The sequence below is a fragment of the Acinetobacter sp. TY1 genome (genome assembly GCF_048551395.1).
GTDB lineage: Bacteria > Pseudomonadota > Gammaproteobacteria > Pseudomonadales > Moraxellaceae > Acinetobacter.
In genome coordinates this window covers 88,659-103,157 of record NZ_JBLYZK010000006.1, presented here as the reverse complement: position 1 = coordinate 103,157, position 14,499 = coordinate 88,659, and the positions used below count along the sequence as shown (strand labels likewise).

The following is a 14,499-nucleotide window of genomic DNA, read 5'->3' as shown; positions in this document are numbered from 1 at the left end:
TTTTAAGCTACGGGAAATATACGTTCTTTGATTTGTTGCCAATTGGTCGATACCCAACAAATTAAAGAGCCACCTGTCACCAACAATACGCCATGCCAAAATTCGATAGGTAAACTTGTTTGTAAAATAGTCATAGAAATAAGTGTTGAAAAAATGGGGCTGAAATACGACAAAGCCACCAAAATGGCAATATTACCTTGAATAATCCCGATATTCCAAGCAGCGTAACCGAGTGCTGTGACGACTGAAAGCAACAGTATATAAATGAGAATATCTGGTTCAACGCTCGGAAATTCAGGAACACCATGTAAAAGCAACATTTTTGCCCACAGCACGATAGTGATCACTAAGAAAAACAGTGCAATTGGGTTATGCCCCTGACTGTATTTACGGGTAATAACACAATATAGTGACCATAACAATGCACCTGCAAAGGCTAAAAGATAACTCACAGGATTTTGTTGAATATTACTAAAAATCGTTGTCCAACTGAAATGACCATTGCCAGTTTGAATCAACACAATTCCGCCTAAACTGACCGCTAAACCGATAATTACAAAAGGATTGAATTTGACTTCTTTAAATAAAATAAGTGCAATGATGGTCATACTTGGCCATAAATAATTGACCAAACTAATTTCAATGGCTTGCTGTGCAGATTGTGCTAAAGCAATGGCATAAGAAAAACATAGCTCATACACCACAAACAAAAGCGTGGCAAAGATCAGATAAGGTTTCGGAATCAGCTTTAAATTGGGGATTCGGAATATCAACAACAAAATGACAGCACTGAAGCTATACATACAAGTAACTGCCAAATCAGCACCTATACTAAAACTGATTTTTTTTAGTAAACCTACAATTGCAGACCATTGTAAAATGGCGCTAAAGCCAATCAGCGTTGCCAAAGTTTTGGACATGATGTACTCAGATGAAAAGGGATGAAATCAGCCAAGATTTCAAATGAATTATACAACCAAGCCTTTGCATGTGACAGCATAGAGATGAGTGATTTAGGTGTAAGTATTATGAAAAAAAGCCATACAAAATAGGATTGAAAAAAATATTAAATATGAGATTAATGCGTTGCATTGTAAAAATTTAAAATAGGGGTAGCTAAGTGTTGATTTTGTTGTTCTAAGGTCAGGTGAATGTTTACAAAATTGAAATCACCATCATCTATATACTTGGCAACACCATGCGTTTTCCCACTGATATTGGGAATTTGATAACTAAAAAATGCAGTCGTTTTTAATGGATAAACCAATGTTAACTTTTTATTGCGATCTTGCACGCCACCATATTCATATTCCAAGCTTTGTTTGAGTAATTGTGGAAAATACAGACTTGCATTTGGGTAACCACAACCTGCACATACCGATGAATTATACAATGTAATCGCCTCTTTTTGATTTGGGCTCATGATCAGTGCTGAACCTGTACCATTTGCCCCTGCTCCCGCAGAAATATCTGTCCAATGGCGTGGAATAAGTACATAACCAATGCTCGGTAATTCGATCAGTTTAAGTTGTGTCGCATCTTGTGCTTTGAGTGTGAAATTAAAATTACAGGTTTTTTTCGTACATGGTTCACTGTCTTTGAGTAATCCATCATCCATCGGGTTTTGTACCGTTACACCATAGGCAGGAATTTTGATGCCATGTGAAAATGTTGCATCGCCCAATGAATAGAAACGGTTAGATTTTTTACGTTCAATTGCATTCTCTGAAAATTGTGGGAACTGCGGGTTAAATGTTTTGATCTCTGCAAAAATCTGTGTACTGAATAATGTTGCTGACAGTGTAAATAGTGTGCTTAGACCTAACTTGGCTAAAGATGAATTGACGAAAGCTAAGCGTGAGAGGTCAATCATTATTGTTCTTCTGAAAAATAGTGTGATTCAAAAATAGCATGATCTGTACGAATGCTGTATTTGAAAAGTGAATGATGAAGACTTTTTTACAGAGTTATAACAGCGCTAAAATTGCGATGTGATACAACTAAGCTGATTTTTATTTGGAGCTTTGCCCATGTCGGCTTTTGTATCTATGCGTTTTAAATTTTCTCGTTTGGCATCATCCGTGTTGATGGTTGCAGGTGTGTTGGGTACGACTCAATTTGCTAATGCAGGGCAGGCAGTCAATCAGCTCAGTGAATGTTTGGTGAAATCGACCACCGCAGCAGATAAAACCACAGTGTTACAATGGACATTTACTGCATTGGCACAGCATCCTGAATTGAAAGCTTTTAGCAATGTAACGCCTGAGCAAAAAACGGCTTTAGATAAAAATTTAGCGCAGACTTTACAGCGAATTTTAACGGAACAGTGTTCTACACAAGCACAAGCAGTGATTAAGGCAGAAGGTTTGCAAGCTGTTGGTGAGAGTTTTCAGGAGCTAGGGAGTATTACAGGTGAAGAAATTTTGAAAACTCCTGAGATTAAACAGCAGTTAAATGGTGTGGTGAAATATATCGATTTAAATAAGTTGGTGGTGACTTTTTTAACACCTGATCTTTGGAATAAATTAGGTGTGGTGAGAGGGGAGTGATCCCTCTTGTTTGAGTTACAGAATATTAAGCTAAAGCAGGTGTATTGATACAAATACGCTTATAGGTAAACAGCATTTGGCGCATCTGCTTGATCGGTTTTATCAGGTGGATGGCATTCGTCATAAAAAAGCGCAAACGGGTGGTTTAGGTTTGTCGATTGTGAAGTTGCATGGTGATTGAGAATAAAGAGAAGGGTGTAGTTTTTAAGGTGGTTATTACCAGTAAATGGATCACATCATATTGAAAAAAGCATAGGAATTTAAAATGAGAAAATTATTATAAGTTTCTAATTTCTATATATTTAAACCCGATCTATTCCTAATAGTTTTCCTTAATATAATCTATTTCAGAAGATGTATTTTTAACAGCAATTGATATAACTAAAAAAGATGAAAGTTCTTTTTGAATATAAAGAACGGAATCTAAAAACTCTAATCCTAATTCTATAACGTCAGTCCCAGAAACTTTATTATCAAGTGCGAGCACTTCCGAGGTGTATTGTAATTGTCCAAATATTCTTTCAAGTTGATTCTGATTATTTTTATTTAAATTAGAAATATTTTTTAATGCTCGTTTTGTGAAAATCAACGACGGATATAAAGTATTAAAATTTTCTTTTAAAATATCTATCGAGTTGTATCCCTGTGCTGTTGTAGTAGTTAAATTTATATTAATCATTTTATCATCTAATTGTTGGTTTGCTTCTTCAGTTAAAGCCATCCAATCGTTAGCACCACATTTTTTACATGTATAGCCATGTTTAGCAAGCCATTCGACAATTTCATCACCGTATTTTATGACTAATGCAGGGCCACCTACTACAAGTGCAATACATATTGGCATTGCGAACCCAGTTCCTGCGAATAGGAATGAAACCCATGCCCAAAAACCAAATCCTGCCACTGCACCACCAAGTAGAGTAACAATTAATTCTTTGTTTAGCGTTTCTGAGTGACTACAAGAACGACAACGTATTTTCATGTTTTTCAACTATTTTAACGTATTGAGTTAGGTATTAATAAGAAACCCCACATTTGTGAGGTTTTTATAACATGAAATCAAATAATTAGCGAATAAATCAACCAAGCAATTTTTTCATCAATTCATTTACTTGAGCAGGGTTGGCTTTTCCTTTAGACGCTTTCATCACTTGACCAACAAGACCATTAAAGGCTTTTTCTTTACCTGCTTTAAACTCTTCAACCATCTTCTCGTTGGCAGCAAGAACTTCCTTAATAATTGCTTCAATCGCACCTGTATCAGTTTCCTGTTTCAAGCCTTTTTCCGCAATAATTTCGTCCGCAGTTTTGCCTTCATCCCACATAAAGCCGAACACTTGCTTCGCAATCTTACCGCTAATCGTGTTATCAACAATACGAGCAATCATACCGCCCAATTTTTCACTCGATACAGGAGAGTCTTGGAGTTCTAGGCTCGCTTTGTTTAAAGCACCAGAGAATTCACCCATGACCCAGTTTGCAGACACTTTACCTTGCGCAGCACCACCAGCGGCTTTTACCACATCTTCATAAAACTCAGACAATTCACGAGTCAAAGTCAGAACGTGAGCATCATACTCAGTCACGCCAAAGTCAGCGATAAAACGAGCACGACGAGCTTTCGGTAACTCAGGCAACTCAGCACGCGCCGCTTCAATTTGCGCATCAGCAATGATTACAGGCAACAAGTCAGGATCAGGGAAATAACGGTAATCGTTCGCTTCCTCTTTCGAGCGCATTGAACGAGTTTCCATTTTCACAGGATCAAACAAACGAGTCTCTTGGTCAATCTTACCGCCATCTTCCAAAATATCCATTTGACGTTCAATTTCAACATTGATCGCTTGCTCAATGAAACGGAATGAGTTGAGGTTTTTTAACTCACAACGCGTGCCGAACTCATCACCCGGTTGACGCAAAGACACGTTACAGTCACAACGGAATGAACCTTCCGCCATGTTACCGTCAGAAATACCTAACCAACGCACTAATGTGTGAATAGACTTGATATAAGCAACCGCTTCTTCAACCGAACGCATATCAGGCTCAGAAACAATTTCAAGAAGCGGTGTGCCTGCACGGTTTAAATCGATGCCTGACATGCCTTCAAATTGGTCATGAACCGATTTACCTGCATCTTCCTCAAGGTGCGCACGTGTCACGCCAATACGTTTTACAGTGCCATCTTCAAGTTGAATATCGATATGACCCAAACCAACAATGGGATTGTCCATTTGACTGATTTGGTAGCCTTTTGGTGAATCAGGGTAGAAATAGTTTTTACGTGCAAATATAGAAGCTTGGTCAATGTAAGCATCAATGCCTAAACCAAATCGAATCGCAAGATCAACCACTTCTTTGTTTAAAACAGGAAGTGCACCTGGCATTGCCAAATCGACAAGGCTCGCTTGTGTATTTGGGTCTTGACCAAATTCTGTTGAAGAACCTGAGAAAATTTTAGAATTTGTTGCAAGTTGCGTATGGATTTCGATACCAATAACGACTTCCCAACCATGAATCAATAAAGATTTAGGTTTCTTTTGAGCTTGAGCCATTATGCATTCTCCTCAGCAATTGCCGCACGTTTCGTATGCCAATCCGTTGCTTGTTGATATTGATGCACCACAGACAACAATTGAGACTCTGACCAATAATTACCAATCAACTGTAAGCCCACAGGCAAGTTGTTTTGGTCAAAACCAACAGGTGCGTTGATCGCAGGAAGACCTGCCAAGTTCACAGCAAGAGTGTAAATGTCGCCCAAATACATTTCAGTCGGGCTTAAATTTGCACCGATTTTGTACGCTGTAGTTGGCGCAGATGGTGCTGCAATCACATCAACAGATTCAAAGGCTTTTAAGAAGTCTTGCTGGATTAAACGACGTACTTTTTGTGCTTTCACATAGTACGCATCGTAATAACCCGCAGAAAGTGCATACGTACCAATGAGGATACGTTGCTGAACTTCTTTACCAAAACCTTCCGAACGTGAACGCTTGTACAAATCAGTTAAATCGACAGGATTTTCACAACGGTAGCCATAACGCACACCGTCATAACGCTGTAGGTTTGAAGATGCTTCAGCAGGGGCAATCAGGTAATACGTTGGAACATAGCTTTCAGTCATGTTGAGGTCAATCTCAACCAATGTTGCACCCATCTCTTCCAATTTTTTCAGAGATTCTTCAACACGTGCTTTAACATCAGCATCCAAACCTGCAACATTGAAGTATTGCTTAGGAATACCAATGCGTAAGCCTTTAACCGATGTAGCATTTAAGTTTGTCACATAGTTGTCGACGTCTTTTTCAACTGAAGTTGAATCTTTTGCATCGTGACCTGCCATAACATTCATCAAATAAGCACAGTCCTCTGCTGAACGTGCCATTGGACCACCCTGATCCAATGATGATGCATAAGCAATCATACCGAAGCGAGAAACACGACCATACGTCGGTTTTAAGCCTGTAAGACCACAAAAAGATGCAGGTTGACGAATCGAACCACCTGTATCTGTACCTGTTGCAAATGGTGCAAGATCAGCGGCTACAGCTGCCGCAGAACCACCTGAAGAGCCACCTGGAACATGAGATAAATTCCATGGATTAGCCGTTGCGCCATAGAATGAATTTTCAGAGGTCGAACCCATTGCGAATTCGTCCATATTCACTTTACCCAAAGTGACTAGACCAGCAACTTTGCCTTTAGCAACGACAGTTGCATCATAAGGAGAGATAAAATTATCTAAGATTTTAGAACCCGCAGTGGTTTTAATGCCTTGCGTACAAAAAATATCTTTGTGGGCAATTGGCACACCTGTTAAAACAGGAGCATTACCTGCTTTAAGCACAACATCGGCAGCATCAGCTTGTGCCAAAGCTTGCTCAGCAGTTACGGTAATATAAGAATGAACTTGTGTGTCAATATGAGCAATACGGTTTAAATAGTGCTGCGTTAATTCGCGTGACGAAAATTGAGCTGACTTTAAGCCCTCAGTCATTTCACGAATCGATAAACGATGTAAATCAGTCATGGGTACAATTCTTTACGTTAATTTTTAAAAAGGTTAAACCGATTAAATATTATTCAATCACGCGAGGGACGAGGTAGTAACCATCCTGAATAGCAGGAGCTACTGCCTGATATGCATCACGTTGATTATTTTCAGACACGCGGTCTGCACGAAGTGGTTGAGGATTATCAAATGGGCTTTTCAATGGCTCAACACCATCAGTATCAATACCTTTTAAGCTTTCCATCATCCCCAAAATCTTGTTTAAACTTTGAGCATATTCAGCAGATTGCGCCTCATTTAGCTCCAGTCGAGCCAGATTGGCGATAGCTGAAACAGTTTGTGCATTTAACTCGGCAGATTGCTGTGCATCTGAAGTTGACATGTTTCTCACCTGATCAGTATTAAAAAAATTCAAAATATAGTGCTTTATAATAAGCGATTGACTTGTCCAAAGCATCACATTTAGTTAAAGTTGCCATCTTGCGTCCATATAAAGTTTAAACTGAGAACGACCTGTGATTCTAAAACGACTAATTGGCTTGTTTTCGCCAGATCTTGCCATTGATTTAGGTACTGCAAATACACTTATTTATGCACCAGGAAGGGGCATTATATTAAATGAACCAACAGTTGTGGCGATTCGTCACAGTGGTTCGCAGAAAATTGTTGCAGCCGTAGGTCTAGACGCTAAGCAAATGCTTGGTCGTACACCTGCAAATATTTCTGCAATCCGTCCAATGAAGGATGGTGTGATTGCAGATTTCGAAGTCACTGAAACTATGTTAAATCAATTTATTAGTAAAGTGCATGAAAAACGCTTATTTCCACCTGCACCACGTGTTGTGGTTTGTGTACCATGCAAATCAACACTTGTTGAACGCCGTGCGATTCGAGAAGCGGTATTTAATGCGGGTGCACGAGATGTTCGCCTGATTGAAGAGCCAATGGCTGCTGCAATTGGTGCAGGCATGCCTGTAGAACAAGCATGTGGTTCAATGGTGGTAGATGTTGGTGGTGGTACAACTGAAATTGCGATTATTTCATTGCAGGGTTGTGTCTATGCGGACTCGCTTCGTATTGGTGGTGATGTATTTGATGAGCAAATTATCAATTATGTGCGTAAAGCGCATGGTTGTGTAATTGGCGAGACAACTGCTGAAAACATTAAAAAAGAAGTGGGTATGGCTTTACCTGAAGTGGGTGCAAAACCGCTTGAGATTGAAGTTCGTGGTCGTAACCTTGCAGAAGGTGTACCACGTGCGATTACTGTCACCTCTGATGAAATTTCACAAGCAATTTCTGATCCATTACAAAGTATTGTTTCTGCAGTAAAATCTGCATTAGAACAAACACCACCTGAGTTATCTTCAGATATCGCAGAGCGTGGTATTGTATTGACAGGTGGTGGTGCATTGCTTCGTAACCTCGACAAATTGCTTTCACAAGAAACAGGGTTACCTGTTGTGGTTGCAGAAGAGCCGTTGACTTGTGTAACACGTGGTGGTGGTAAAGTTCTCGAGTTCTTCGATAATCCAAACCACGATATGCTTTTTGTAGGCTAATAAGCTAAGGACGGGCGGTGCAACCGAATCTCTTTTCAAGACAACCGCCATCTTTTCGCTCCTTCATTCTTGCAGTGATCACATGCTTTGTGGTGCTTTTTATTGATTGGCGCTTTTCAAGCGTTGTGAAACCTGCAAGAGAAGTTTTGTATGCGGCATATAATCCAATTTATGCCCTTGCAAGCTACCCGGTGTTGTCGAAAGAATGGCTGAATCAGCAAACCAAGTCTGAAGCACAGTTGCGTCGTGAAAATACGGCAATGCAGGCTGAGCTCCTTCAGGCACAGGTGCGCTTGCAAAAACTTTCTGAACTCTCAGCAGAAAATACCCGTTTACGTGGTCTCCTCAATACACCATTGATTATTGATGGTCGTATGGAAATTGCAGAGGTGATTGGAACAGATGCTGATCCATTACGCCATATCATTATTATTAACCGTGGTTCGAGTAGTCAATTACGAGTCGGTCAGACCGTACTTGATGATCAAGGGATCATGGGGCAAATTATTAATGTTTACCCTCACAGTAGTCGAGTGATGTTGCTGTCGGATAAAGAACATTCATTGTCAGTTCGTTTAGAAAGTTCGGGTATGCGTGCAATTGTCACGGGTACGGGTGATTTAGGGCGATTGAAGATGGAATATGTACCGACAAGTGCCAATATTAAAGTCGGTGATAAGGTCTATAGCTCAGGTCTAGGACAGCATTTTCCTGCAGGTTATTTAGTAGGGACTGTATCTAAAGTGATGCGCCATAATACGGGTGAGTTTGCACAAATTGATGTTAAACCAGCAGCGCAACTCGCGGGTGGTCATCATGTCGTGGTGTTGTTTTCAGATTCTTTAGCGATGGAGCAGCCAAATGTTGATCGCTAAGAGATTGCCTCAAGAAAAGAAGAATCGCGATCCTTTGTTTGTGATCGTGATTTCAGTTGTGATTGCCTCTATTCTAACGGTTTATCCATTGTCTTATGCCGTTGCAGGATGGCGTCCTGCATTTATGGTACTAATCACTTTATTTTGGGTGCTCTGTCAACCAACATGGTGTGGGGTATGGTTTTCCTTTACGATGGGGTTATTTACCGATTTATTACTTGGAGCGCCACTTGGCATAAACGCACTGAGTTTTGTTATTATTTGTTTTTTCTCTCGTTATTTTATAAGAGAAAGACGTGTACTGACGTTTAGTAATTTATGGATTATTGCAACTTTAGCCTTGCTAGCATACTTGGTAATTTTATTGTTTGTGCAAGCAATAATGGGTGTACATTTTTCAATTGCACGACATTGGCAACCGCTGTTAGGTAGTCTTTTATTTTGGCCAATTCAGTACTATTTGTTAAAGAAATGGCGAATTTAATATTAGCATCGAGTTCACCTCGACGTAGAGAGTTATTACAGCAATTGGGTTTGGTTTTTGATATCCATAGCCCAGATATTGACGAATCTGTGTTGCCGAATGAACAAGCTGATCAATATGTGCAAAGGCTTGCTCAGTCAAAGGCGAGAGCAGTTTTATCACAATATGTAGATGCTTGTGTTATTGCCGCCGATACGACACTCATGATTGATGGTATCATCATTGGAAAACCTGAATCTAAGCAACATGCTTTTGATATTTGGTCATTGTTATCTGGGCGTAAACATCAAGTCTTGACTGGCGTTTGTGTGGCAAATGGTCACCAGAAACATCAAATTGTCGTGCGTACATTGGTTGAATTTCAAAAATTAAGTCTCAGCGATATGGAAGATTACTGGGCAACAGGCGAACCGATTGGCAAAGCCGGTGGATATGCAATCCAAGGTATTGCAGCACAATATATTCCTCGTATAGAGGGCAGTTATAGCAACGTCGTTGGTCTGCCTTTATATGAGACGATGCAGTTATTTCGGGCGGTTAACACGCAGCATTAATTGCCTCAAAAAAATTTTATAATGTTTTGAGTTTTGTTATGTCTGACGAATTACTGATTAATGTCACACCTATGGAATGTCGTGTGGCTTTAATTCAAAATGGGACGGTCAATGAGTTATTTGTTGAACGTGCTGCCAAACGTGGTCTTGTAGGCAATGTCTATAAGGGGAAGGTTGTGCGTGTGCTTCCAGGCATGCAAGCGGCTTTTGTCGATATTGGTTTATCTCGAACTGCTTTTTTACACATCAATGATATGGTGTGGCCAAAAAACCAACCAACACCAAATGTCTTCGAACTTCTGCAACCAGGTCAAATTTTGACGGTTCAGGTCATGAAAGACATGTTAGGAACGAAAGGGGCTCGTTTAAGTACAGACCTTTCTATTCCTTCGCGTTATTTGGTACTCATGCCTTTTGGTCATCATATAGGTGTTTCACAGCGAATTGAGTCAGAAGTTGAACGTGACCGCTTACGTTCGATGATTGAACGGATTCAAACACAGCATAAATTACCTGGCTCTGTGATTGTGCGTACTGCAGCAGAAGGAATTGAAGAAGAAGCAATTGCTCAAGACATGGCATACCTTGCGAAACTTTGGGAATATATCCAAAGTAGACAGAGAAGCGTGGTTGTACCTTCACTCATTTTTGAAGAATTGCCACTGCCACAGCGTGTAATTCGTGATCTTGCCAATGATGAAACCGCAAAAATTTTAGTCGATTCTCGTGAAATTCATAGTAAATTAAAAGAATTTGTCGATGTTTTTGTACCCAATATGAAGGAACGTTTAAGTCATTATCCTGGCGAGCGTCCTATTTTTGATTTATATAATGTCGAAGAAGATATTCAAAAAGCATTACAAACACGAGTTGCGTTGAAGTCAGGTGGTTATCTGATGATTGACCAAACCGAAGCCATGACCACGATTGATGTGAACACGGGTTCATATGTGGGGGGAAGAACACTTGAAGATACGGTGTTCAAAACCAACATGGAAGCAACGCTCGTCATTGCACGTCAACTGCGTCTGCGTAATTTAGGTGGAATCATTATTATTGATTTCATTGATATGCAGGAAGCTGTTCATCGTGATGAAGTCATGTGCCAGTTTGAAAAAATGCTTGAGCGTGATCATGCAAAGACTAAAATTACCCAAGTTTCAGAGTTGGGCTTGGTTGAAATGACCCGTAAGCGTACACGAGAATCATTGGAACACTTATTATGTGAATCTTGCCCGACTTGTCAGGGGCGTGGTTTTGTTAAAACGGCAGAATCGATTTGTTATGAAATATTTCGTGAGATTTTACGTTATACGCGTGCTTATGAGTCGCAAAGTGGCTTCACCGTTGTTGCTCATCCTTCCGTGATCGATCGTTTATTGACTGCGGAAGCAACAGCAGTGGCTGATTTAGAACATTTTATTCAGCGTGTGATTAAGTTCCAAGTCGAAAATTTATATACTCAAGAGCAGTACGATATCATTTTAAGTTGAAATTGTAACAGGATATCGTTAAACACTTGTTACATCTGAAATTTTACATTCGTTGCTGATTTTACAATACTAATAACATCTAGGTAGCCAAAGACAAAAGTAAAATTGTCTGAGCAAGTGAGGTCAAAAATGAATGTAACAGAAAAAATGATAACGCGCGGTTTGCAACATGTCCTTGAAAATCAAGCAAAGAATACATGTGTGATGTTAGATGATAAAGGACGAGAAGTGCATATCACTAAAGATATGGTTGTTTCAGTGTGTCATCAATTATTAAAACAATGTCGTAGCGTGAAAAATTAAGGGGCTCATTTAAAGCCCCTTAATTTTTTGATCTAAAATTTATAAAATAAGTTCATATATAAAAAATAAAAAATCTAAATTGGTTTAGTTTGTTCAATTTCAGTCTTATTCAAAGTTGCATTTTCTTCCATATCGTTTTTTGCTGAAACTTGCTTTTTCGGCAACTCAATTTCAGCAGATTTTTTAGGAATAGATGCTTTCTTAACAGATTCAGATTTTACTTTTTCAGTTGCAGGAACATTAATAATTTTAGCTTGTATAGGTTGAGTGACTTGAATCAATTGTTCAAAACGTTGAATTTCTTGTTCTAGGTGTGTGAGTAAAGTTTGCATTTTAGGCAATGTTTTACGGCAGCCTGTTAGTCCGACTTCTAGTTTATCCATATAACTTGTCATTGTGATGTTAAGTGCTTGTCCATCTAGAACAATAGATGCAGGATATATGGCATCTAATTTTGCACCATTCCAATATAACGGTTCGCGTGGTCCTGGAACATTAGAAATAATCACGTTAAAAGCTTGGCGTTTTGGCATTAAGCCTGAAGCAATATTTAAACCTGCGGCACCATATATAAATGCACTATAATTTAAGATTTGATTAGAACTCATGCGTTTAAAGCGTGTTTTGGAGTTTTGTACACTACGTTTGATAATTTCTAGGCGTTCAAGTGGTTCTTCTTTATGAGTACCTAAGTTGGCTAAGATCATGGTAGTTCGATTACTCATATCTGAGTCATCATCACGTAATGATGCAGGAACCATCGCAATTAAGGGTTTTTTAGGTAGGGCATCTTGAGTGATCAAATAATCACGTAATGCACCTGAGCAAACAGCAAGAACAACATCATTAATGGTTACACCAAGTGCTTGGGAAATCGCTCTAAAGCGACCCAAATCAAAAGACTGTGCCGCAAAACGTCGTGATGAACTTACACGCTGATTAAATAAACTGCTTGGTGCCTGAAAACTTGAAACATAATCTGGATTTTTGCCCATTTCTGTAAAGACAGTTTTAAATAATTCTTGGGTCACAGTAGGTGCAACTTCAAGCTGTCCTTTAATGGTGGACAGAATATTTTTAATTTTACCTAATCGCGTTTGTTTTAAGCGTTTTGCACGTTTACCTTCAATACACCAAGGTGGAACGATCGTTTTTGAGTTTAGATCTTTAGAAAAGGATTTCTCTAATAAGCGCATGCCTGCTACACCATCAATCATGGCATGATGTATTTTGAAATACATAGCAAAGCGGTTGCCTTCTATGCCTTCAATAATATGACAGGTCCACAGGGGTTTTGCTCGGTCAATGAGTGAACTATGTTCTTGAGAAATATAGATAAGCAATTCACGAATACGACCAGGATGTGGTAACGCAATATGACGGAAATGATGGTCTATATCAAATTCTTCATCTTCATCCCAAAAAAAACCATTGAGGCGGTTATTGAAGGGTGGAACAGGGATACTTTTCGAGTTTCGAATATCTGCAACAAGGTCTTGAATAAAAGTCGACGGTGCATGTTCAGGAATCTGAAATAAAAATAGACCACCCACATGCATGGGTTGTTGGCGTTTTTCTAAGTTTAGAAAGATGAAATCGATCGGGTGTAATGGGCGCATGGTTTTTTGGTTGCCTCACTGCAAATACAACAGCCGCTCTTGTCTGAGTGCTGGATTTTTAGAATTATCAAATCAGTTTTTGAGTATAGAGCTTTTTTTACGAGATATCTAAATTTTTTTGAAATGCTGCGTCACAATGAAAAGCCACTACAAAATGAGTGGCTTTTATTATTATTTCTTTAGATTTCCTGCGTGTAAACCACATTCTTTGTGTGTTGCTTCTTCCCACCACCAACGACCTTCACGCTCATGTTGATTCGGTAAAACAGCACGTGTACAAGGTTCGCAACCAATTGAAATAAAGCCTCGTTCATGTAATGAATTATAAGGAATCTCCATCATACGGATGTAGTTCCATACATCAGCACTAGTCCAATTTGCAAGTGGATTGTATTTAATGAGTTGCTTATTTGGACCTGAAAATCCTACATCTGCTTGAACCACAGGAATTTCATTACGTGTTCCTGGACTTTGATCTTTACGTTGACCTGTAATCCAACCATCGAGTGTTGCTAATTTTTTACGTAAGGGTTGGACTTTTCGAATGCCACAGCATTGTTGATGACCATCCTCAAAAAAGCTAAATAAGCCTTTTTCTTTGACAAAATTTTGCACGGCTTCCGTTTCTGGATAGCAAATTTCAATATCAATTTTATAATGCTTACGCACAGTTTCAATAAATTGATAAGTTTCAGGATGTAGACGACCTGTATCTAAGCTAAATACACGGAAAGGTTTACCCAAATTTGCAGCCATATCAATTAAGACCACATCTTCAGCACCTGAAAATGAGATTGCTACATCACCTGATTGGCTAAGTGCAAGTTTTAAAATGTCCATTGGGGACTGATCTAGATATTCAGCAGCAAGTGCATCAACTAGATCAATAGTAGGGATTGTTGTCATATCTGTCCTGGCTATAGGCTTGGAACTATGAAACCTATATTAAATAATTTTATAACTATTTTACTAGAATTCATAAGTTTGACTTATCACTAAAAATTAATTAGTTATGAAAAAAATGGAATTAATAAAGAGCGAGGAA

The 14,499-nt window shown here is 39.1% G+C and carries 14 protein-coding genes and 1 pseudogene; 7 read left to right on the top strand and 8 right to left on the bottom strand.

Annotated features, from left to right (window positions below; all coding sequences use genetic code 11):
• Positions 1-2: 2 nt before the first annotated feature.
• Together yddG and ACK2M2_RS05835 are read right to left on the bottom strand one after the other, a co-directional pair.
• A complete protein-coding gene (yddG, locus tag ACK2M2_RS05840) occupies positions 3-920 on the bottom strand; it encodes an aromatic amino acid DMT transporter YddG (RefSeq protein WP_419346546.1) in 918 nt (305 codons plus the stop codon).
• 158 nt (positions 921-1,078) lie between these two features.
• Positions 1,079-1,873 (bottom strand): DUF4850 domain-containing protein, encoded by a 795-nt coding sequence (locus ACK2M2_RS05835; RefSeq protein ID WP_409511296.1) that lies wholly within the window; start codon positions 1,871-1,873, stop codon positions 1,079-1,081.
• 157 nt (positions 1,874-2,030) lie between these two features.
• Here ACK2M2_RS05835 and ACK2M2_RS05830 point away from each other — a divergent pair, with 157 nt between their 5' ends.
• Positions 2,031-2,549 carry a hypothetical protein gene (locus ACK2M2_RS05830; RefSeq protein WP_409511295.1) on the top strand — a complete coding sequence of 173 codons (519 nt, stop codon included), beginning with the start codon at positions 2,031-2,033 and terminating at the stop codon, positions 2,547-2,549.
• 319 nt (positions 2,550-2,868) lie between these two features.
• Here ACK2M2_RS05830 and ACK2M2_RS05825 read toward each other — a convergent pair whose 3' ends face one another.
• The 4 genes from ACK2M2_RS05825 to gatC all read right to left on the bottom strand — a co-directional run bounded on the left by ACK2M2_RS05825 (position 2,869) and on the right by gatC (position 6,946).
• Entirely contained in the window at positions 2,869-3,531 is a 663-nt protein-coding gene (locus tag ACK2M2_RS05825; protein ID WP_419346544.1) for a hypothetical protein, read from the bottom strand.
• 97 nt (positions 3,532-3,628) lie between these two features.
• Positions 3,629-5,104 (bottom strand): Asp-tRNA(Asn)/Glu-tRNA(Gln) amidotransferase subunit GatB, encoded by a 1,476-nt coding sequence (gatB, locus tag ACK2M2_RS05820; protein WP_409511293.1) that lies wholly within the window; start codon positions 5,102-5,104, stop codon positions 3,629-3,631.
• Complete coding sequence (gatA, locus tag ACK2M2_RS05815) at positions 5,104-6,582, bottom strand: Asp-tRNA(Asn)/Glu-tRNA(Gln) amidotransferase subunit GatA (protein ID WP_419346542.1); 1,479 nt, start codon at positions 6,580-6,582, stop codon at positions 5,104-5,106. The genes gatB and gatA overlap by 1 nt, the downstream gene beginning before the upstream one ends.
• 49 nt (positions 6,583-6,631) lie before the next feature.
• The gene (gene gatC / locus ACK2M2_RS05810) at positions 6,632-6,946 is read right to left on the bottom strand and encodes an Asp-tRNA(Asn)/Glu-tRNA(Gln) amidotransferase subunit GatC (protein ID WP_419346540.1); all 315 of its coding nucleotides are present in this window, start codon (positions 6,944-6,946) and stop codon (positions 6,632-6,634) included.
• Between the two features lie 133 nt (positions 6,947-7,079).
• Between gatC and ACK2M2_RS05805 the strand changes: the two genes are divergently transcribed.
• The 6 genes from ACK2M2_RS05805 to ACK2M2_RS05780 all read left to right on the top strand — a co-directional run bounded on the left by ACK2M2_RS05805 (position 7,080) and on the right by ACK2M2_RS05780 (position 11,835).
• On the top strand, positions 7,080-8,126 hold the full coding sequence (locus tag ACK2M2_RS05805; protein WP_409511290.1) for a rod shape-determining protein: 1,047 nt from the start codon (positions 7,080-7,082) through the stop codon (positions 8,124-8,126).
• 17 nt (positions 8,127-8,143) lie between these two features.
• Positions 8,144-9,001 carry a rod shape-determining protein MreC gene (mreC, locus tag ACK2M2_RS05800; protein WP_409511289.1) on the top strand — a complete coding sequence of 286 codons (858 nt, stop codon included), beginning with the start codon at positions 8,144-8,146 and terminating at the stop codon, positions 8,999-9,001.
• Positions 8,988-9,485, top strand: coding sequence for a rod shape-determining protein MreD (gene mreD / locus ACK2M2_RS05795; protein ID WP_409511288.1), 498 nt, complete (start codon positions 8,988-8,990; stop codon positions 9,483-9,485). Before mreC ends, mreD begins: the two co-directional genes overlap by 14 nt.
• Entirely contained in the window at positions 9,473-10,039 is a 567-nt protein-coding gene (locus tag ACK2M2_RS05790; RefSeq protein ID WP_419346538.1) for a Maf family nucleotide pyrophosphatase, read from the top strand. Before mreD ends, ACK2M2_RS05790 begins: the two co-directional genes overlap by 13 nt.
• Positions 10,040-10,077: 38 nt before the next feature.
• Entirely contained in the window at positions 10,078-11,532 is a 1,455-nt protein-coding gene (gene rng / locus ACK2M2_RS05785; RefSeq protein WP_409511286.1) for a ribonuclease G, read from the top strand.
• Between the two features lie 129 nt (positions 11,533-11,661).
• Positions 11,662-11,835, top strand: coding sequence for a PA1571 family protein (locus ACK2M2_RS05780; RefSeq protein ID WP_409511285.1), 174 nt, complete (start codon positions 11,662-11,664; stop codon positions 11,833-11,835).
• 263 nt (positions 11,836-12,098) lie between these two features.
• On the opposite strand, the pseudogene ACK2M2_RS05775 reads toward ACK2M2_RS05780, so the two are convergent.
• Positions 12,099-13,454, bottom strand: a pseudogene (locus ACK2M2_RS05775) (WS/DGAT/MGAT family O-acyltransferase); the annotation flags it as partial.
• A 171-nt stretch (positions 13,455-13,625) separates the two neighbouring features.
• Positions 13,626-14,360, bottom strand: coding sequence for a phosphoadenylyl-sulfate reductase (locus ACK2M2_RS05770; protein ID WP_409511284.1), 735 nt, complete (start codon positions 14,358-14,360; stop codon positions 13,626-13,628).
• Positions 14,361-14,499: the final 139 nt, after the last annotated feature.

Excerpts from the sequence above, each read along its gene's own strand:
- yddG (WP_419346546.1), bottom strand. The coding sequence starts at position 920 with ATGTCCAAAACTTTGGCAACGCTGATTGGCTTTAGCGCCATTTTACAA.
- ACK2M2_RS05835 (WP_409511296.1), bottom strand. The coding sequence starts at position 1,873 with ATGATTGACCTCTCACGCTTAGCTTTCGTCAATTCATCTTTAGCCAAG.
- ACK2M2_RS05830 (WP_409511295.1), top strand. The coding sequence starts at position 2,031 with ATGTCGGCTTTTGTATCTATGCGTTTTAAATTTTCTCGTTTGGCATCA.
- ACK2M2_RS05825 (WP_419346544.1), bottom strand. The coding sequence starts at position 3,531 with ATGAAAATACGTTGTCGTTCTTGTAGTCACTCAGAAACGCTAAACAAA.
- gatB (WP_409511293.1), bottom strand. The coding sequence starts at position 5,104 with ATGGCTCAAGCTCAAAAGAAACCTAAATCTTTATTGATTCATGGTTGG.
- gatA (WP_419346542.1), bottom strand. The coding sequence starts at position 6,582 with ATGACTGATTTACATCGTTTATCGATTCGTGAAATGACTGAGGGCTTA.
- gatC (WP_419346540.1), bottom strand. The coding sequence starts at position 6,946 with ATGTCAACTTCAGATGCACAGCAATCTGCCGAGTTAAATGCACAAACT.
- mreD (WP_409511288.1), top strand. The coding sequence starts at position 8,988 with ATGTTGATCGCTAAGAGATTGCCTCAAGAAAAGAAGAATCGCGATCCT.
- ACK2M2_RS05790 (WP_419346538.1), top strand. The coding sequence starts at position 9,473 with ATGGCGAATTTAATATTAGCATCGAGTTCACCTCGACGTAGAGAGTTA.
- rng (WP_409511286.1), top strand. The coding sequence starts at position 10,078 with ATGTCTGACGAATTACTGATTAATGTCACACCTATGGAATGTCGTGTG.
- ACK2M2_RS05780 (WP_409511285.1), top strand. The coding sequence starts at position 11,662 with ATGAATGTAACAGAAAAAATGATAACGCGCGGTTTGCAACATGTCCTT.
- ACK2M2_RS05770 (WP_409511284.1), bottom strand. The coding sequence starts at position 14,360 with ATGACAACAATCCCTACTATTGATCTAGTTGATGCACTTGCTGCTGAA.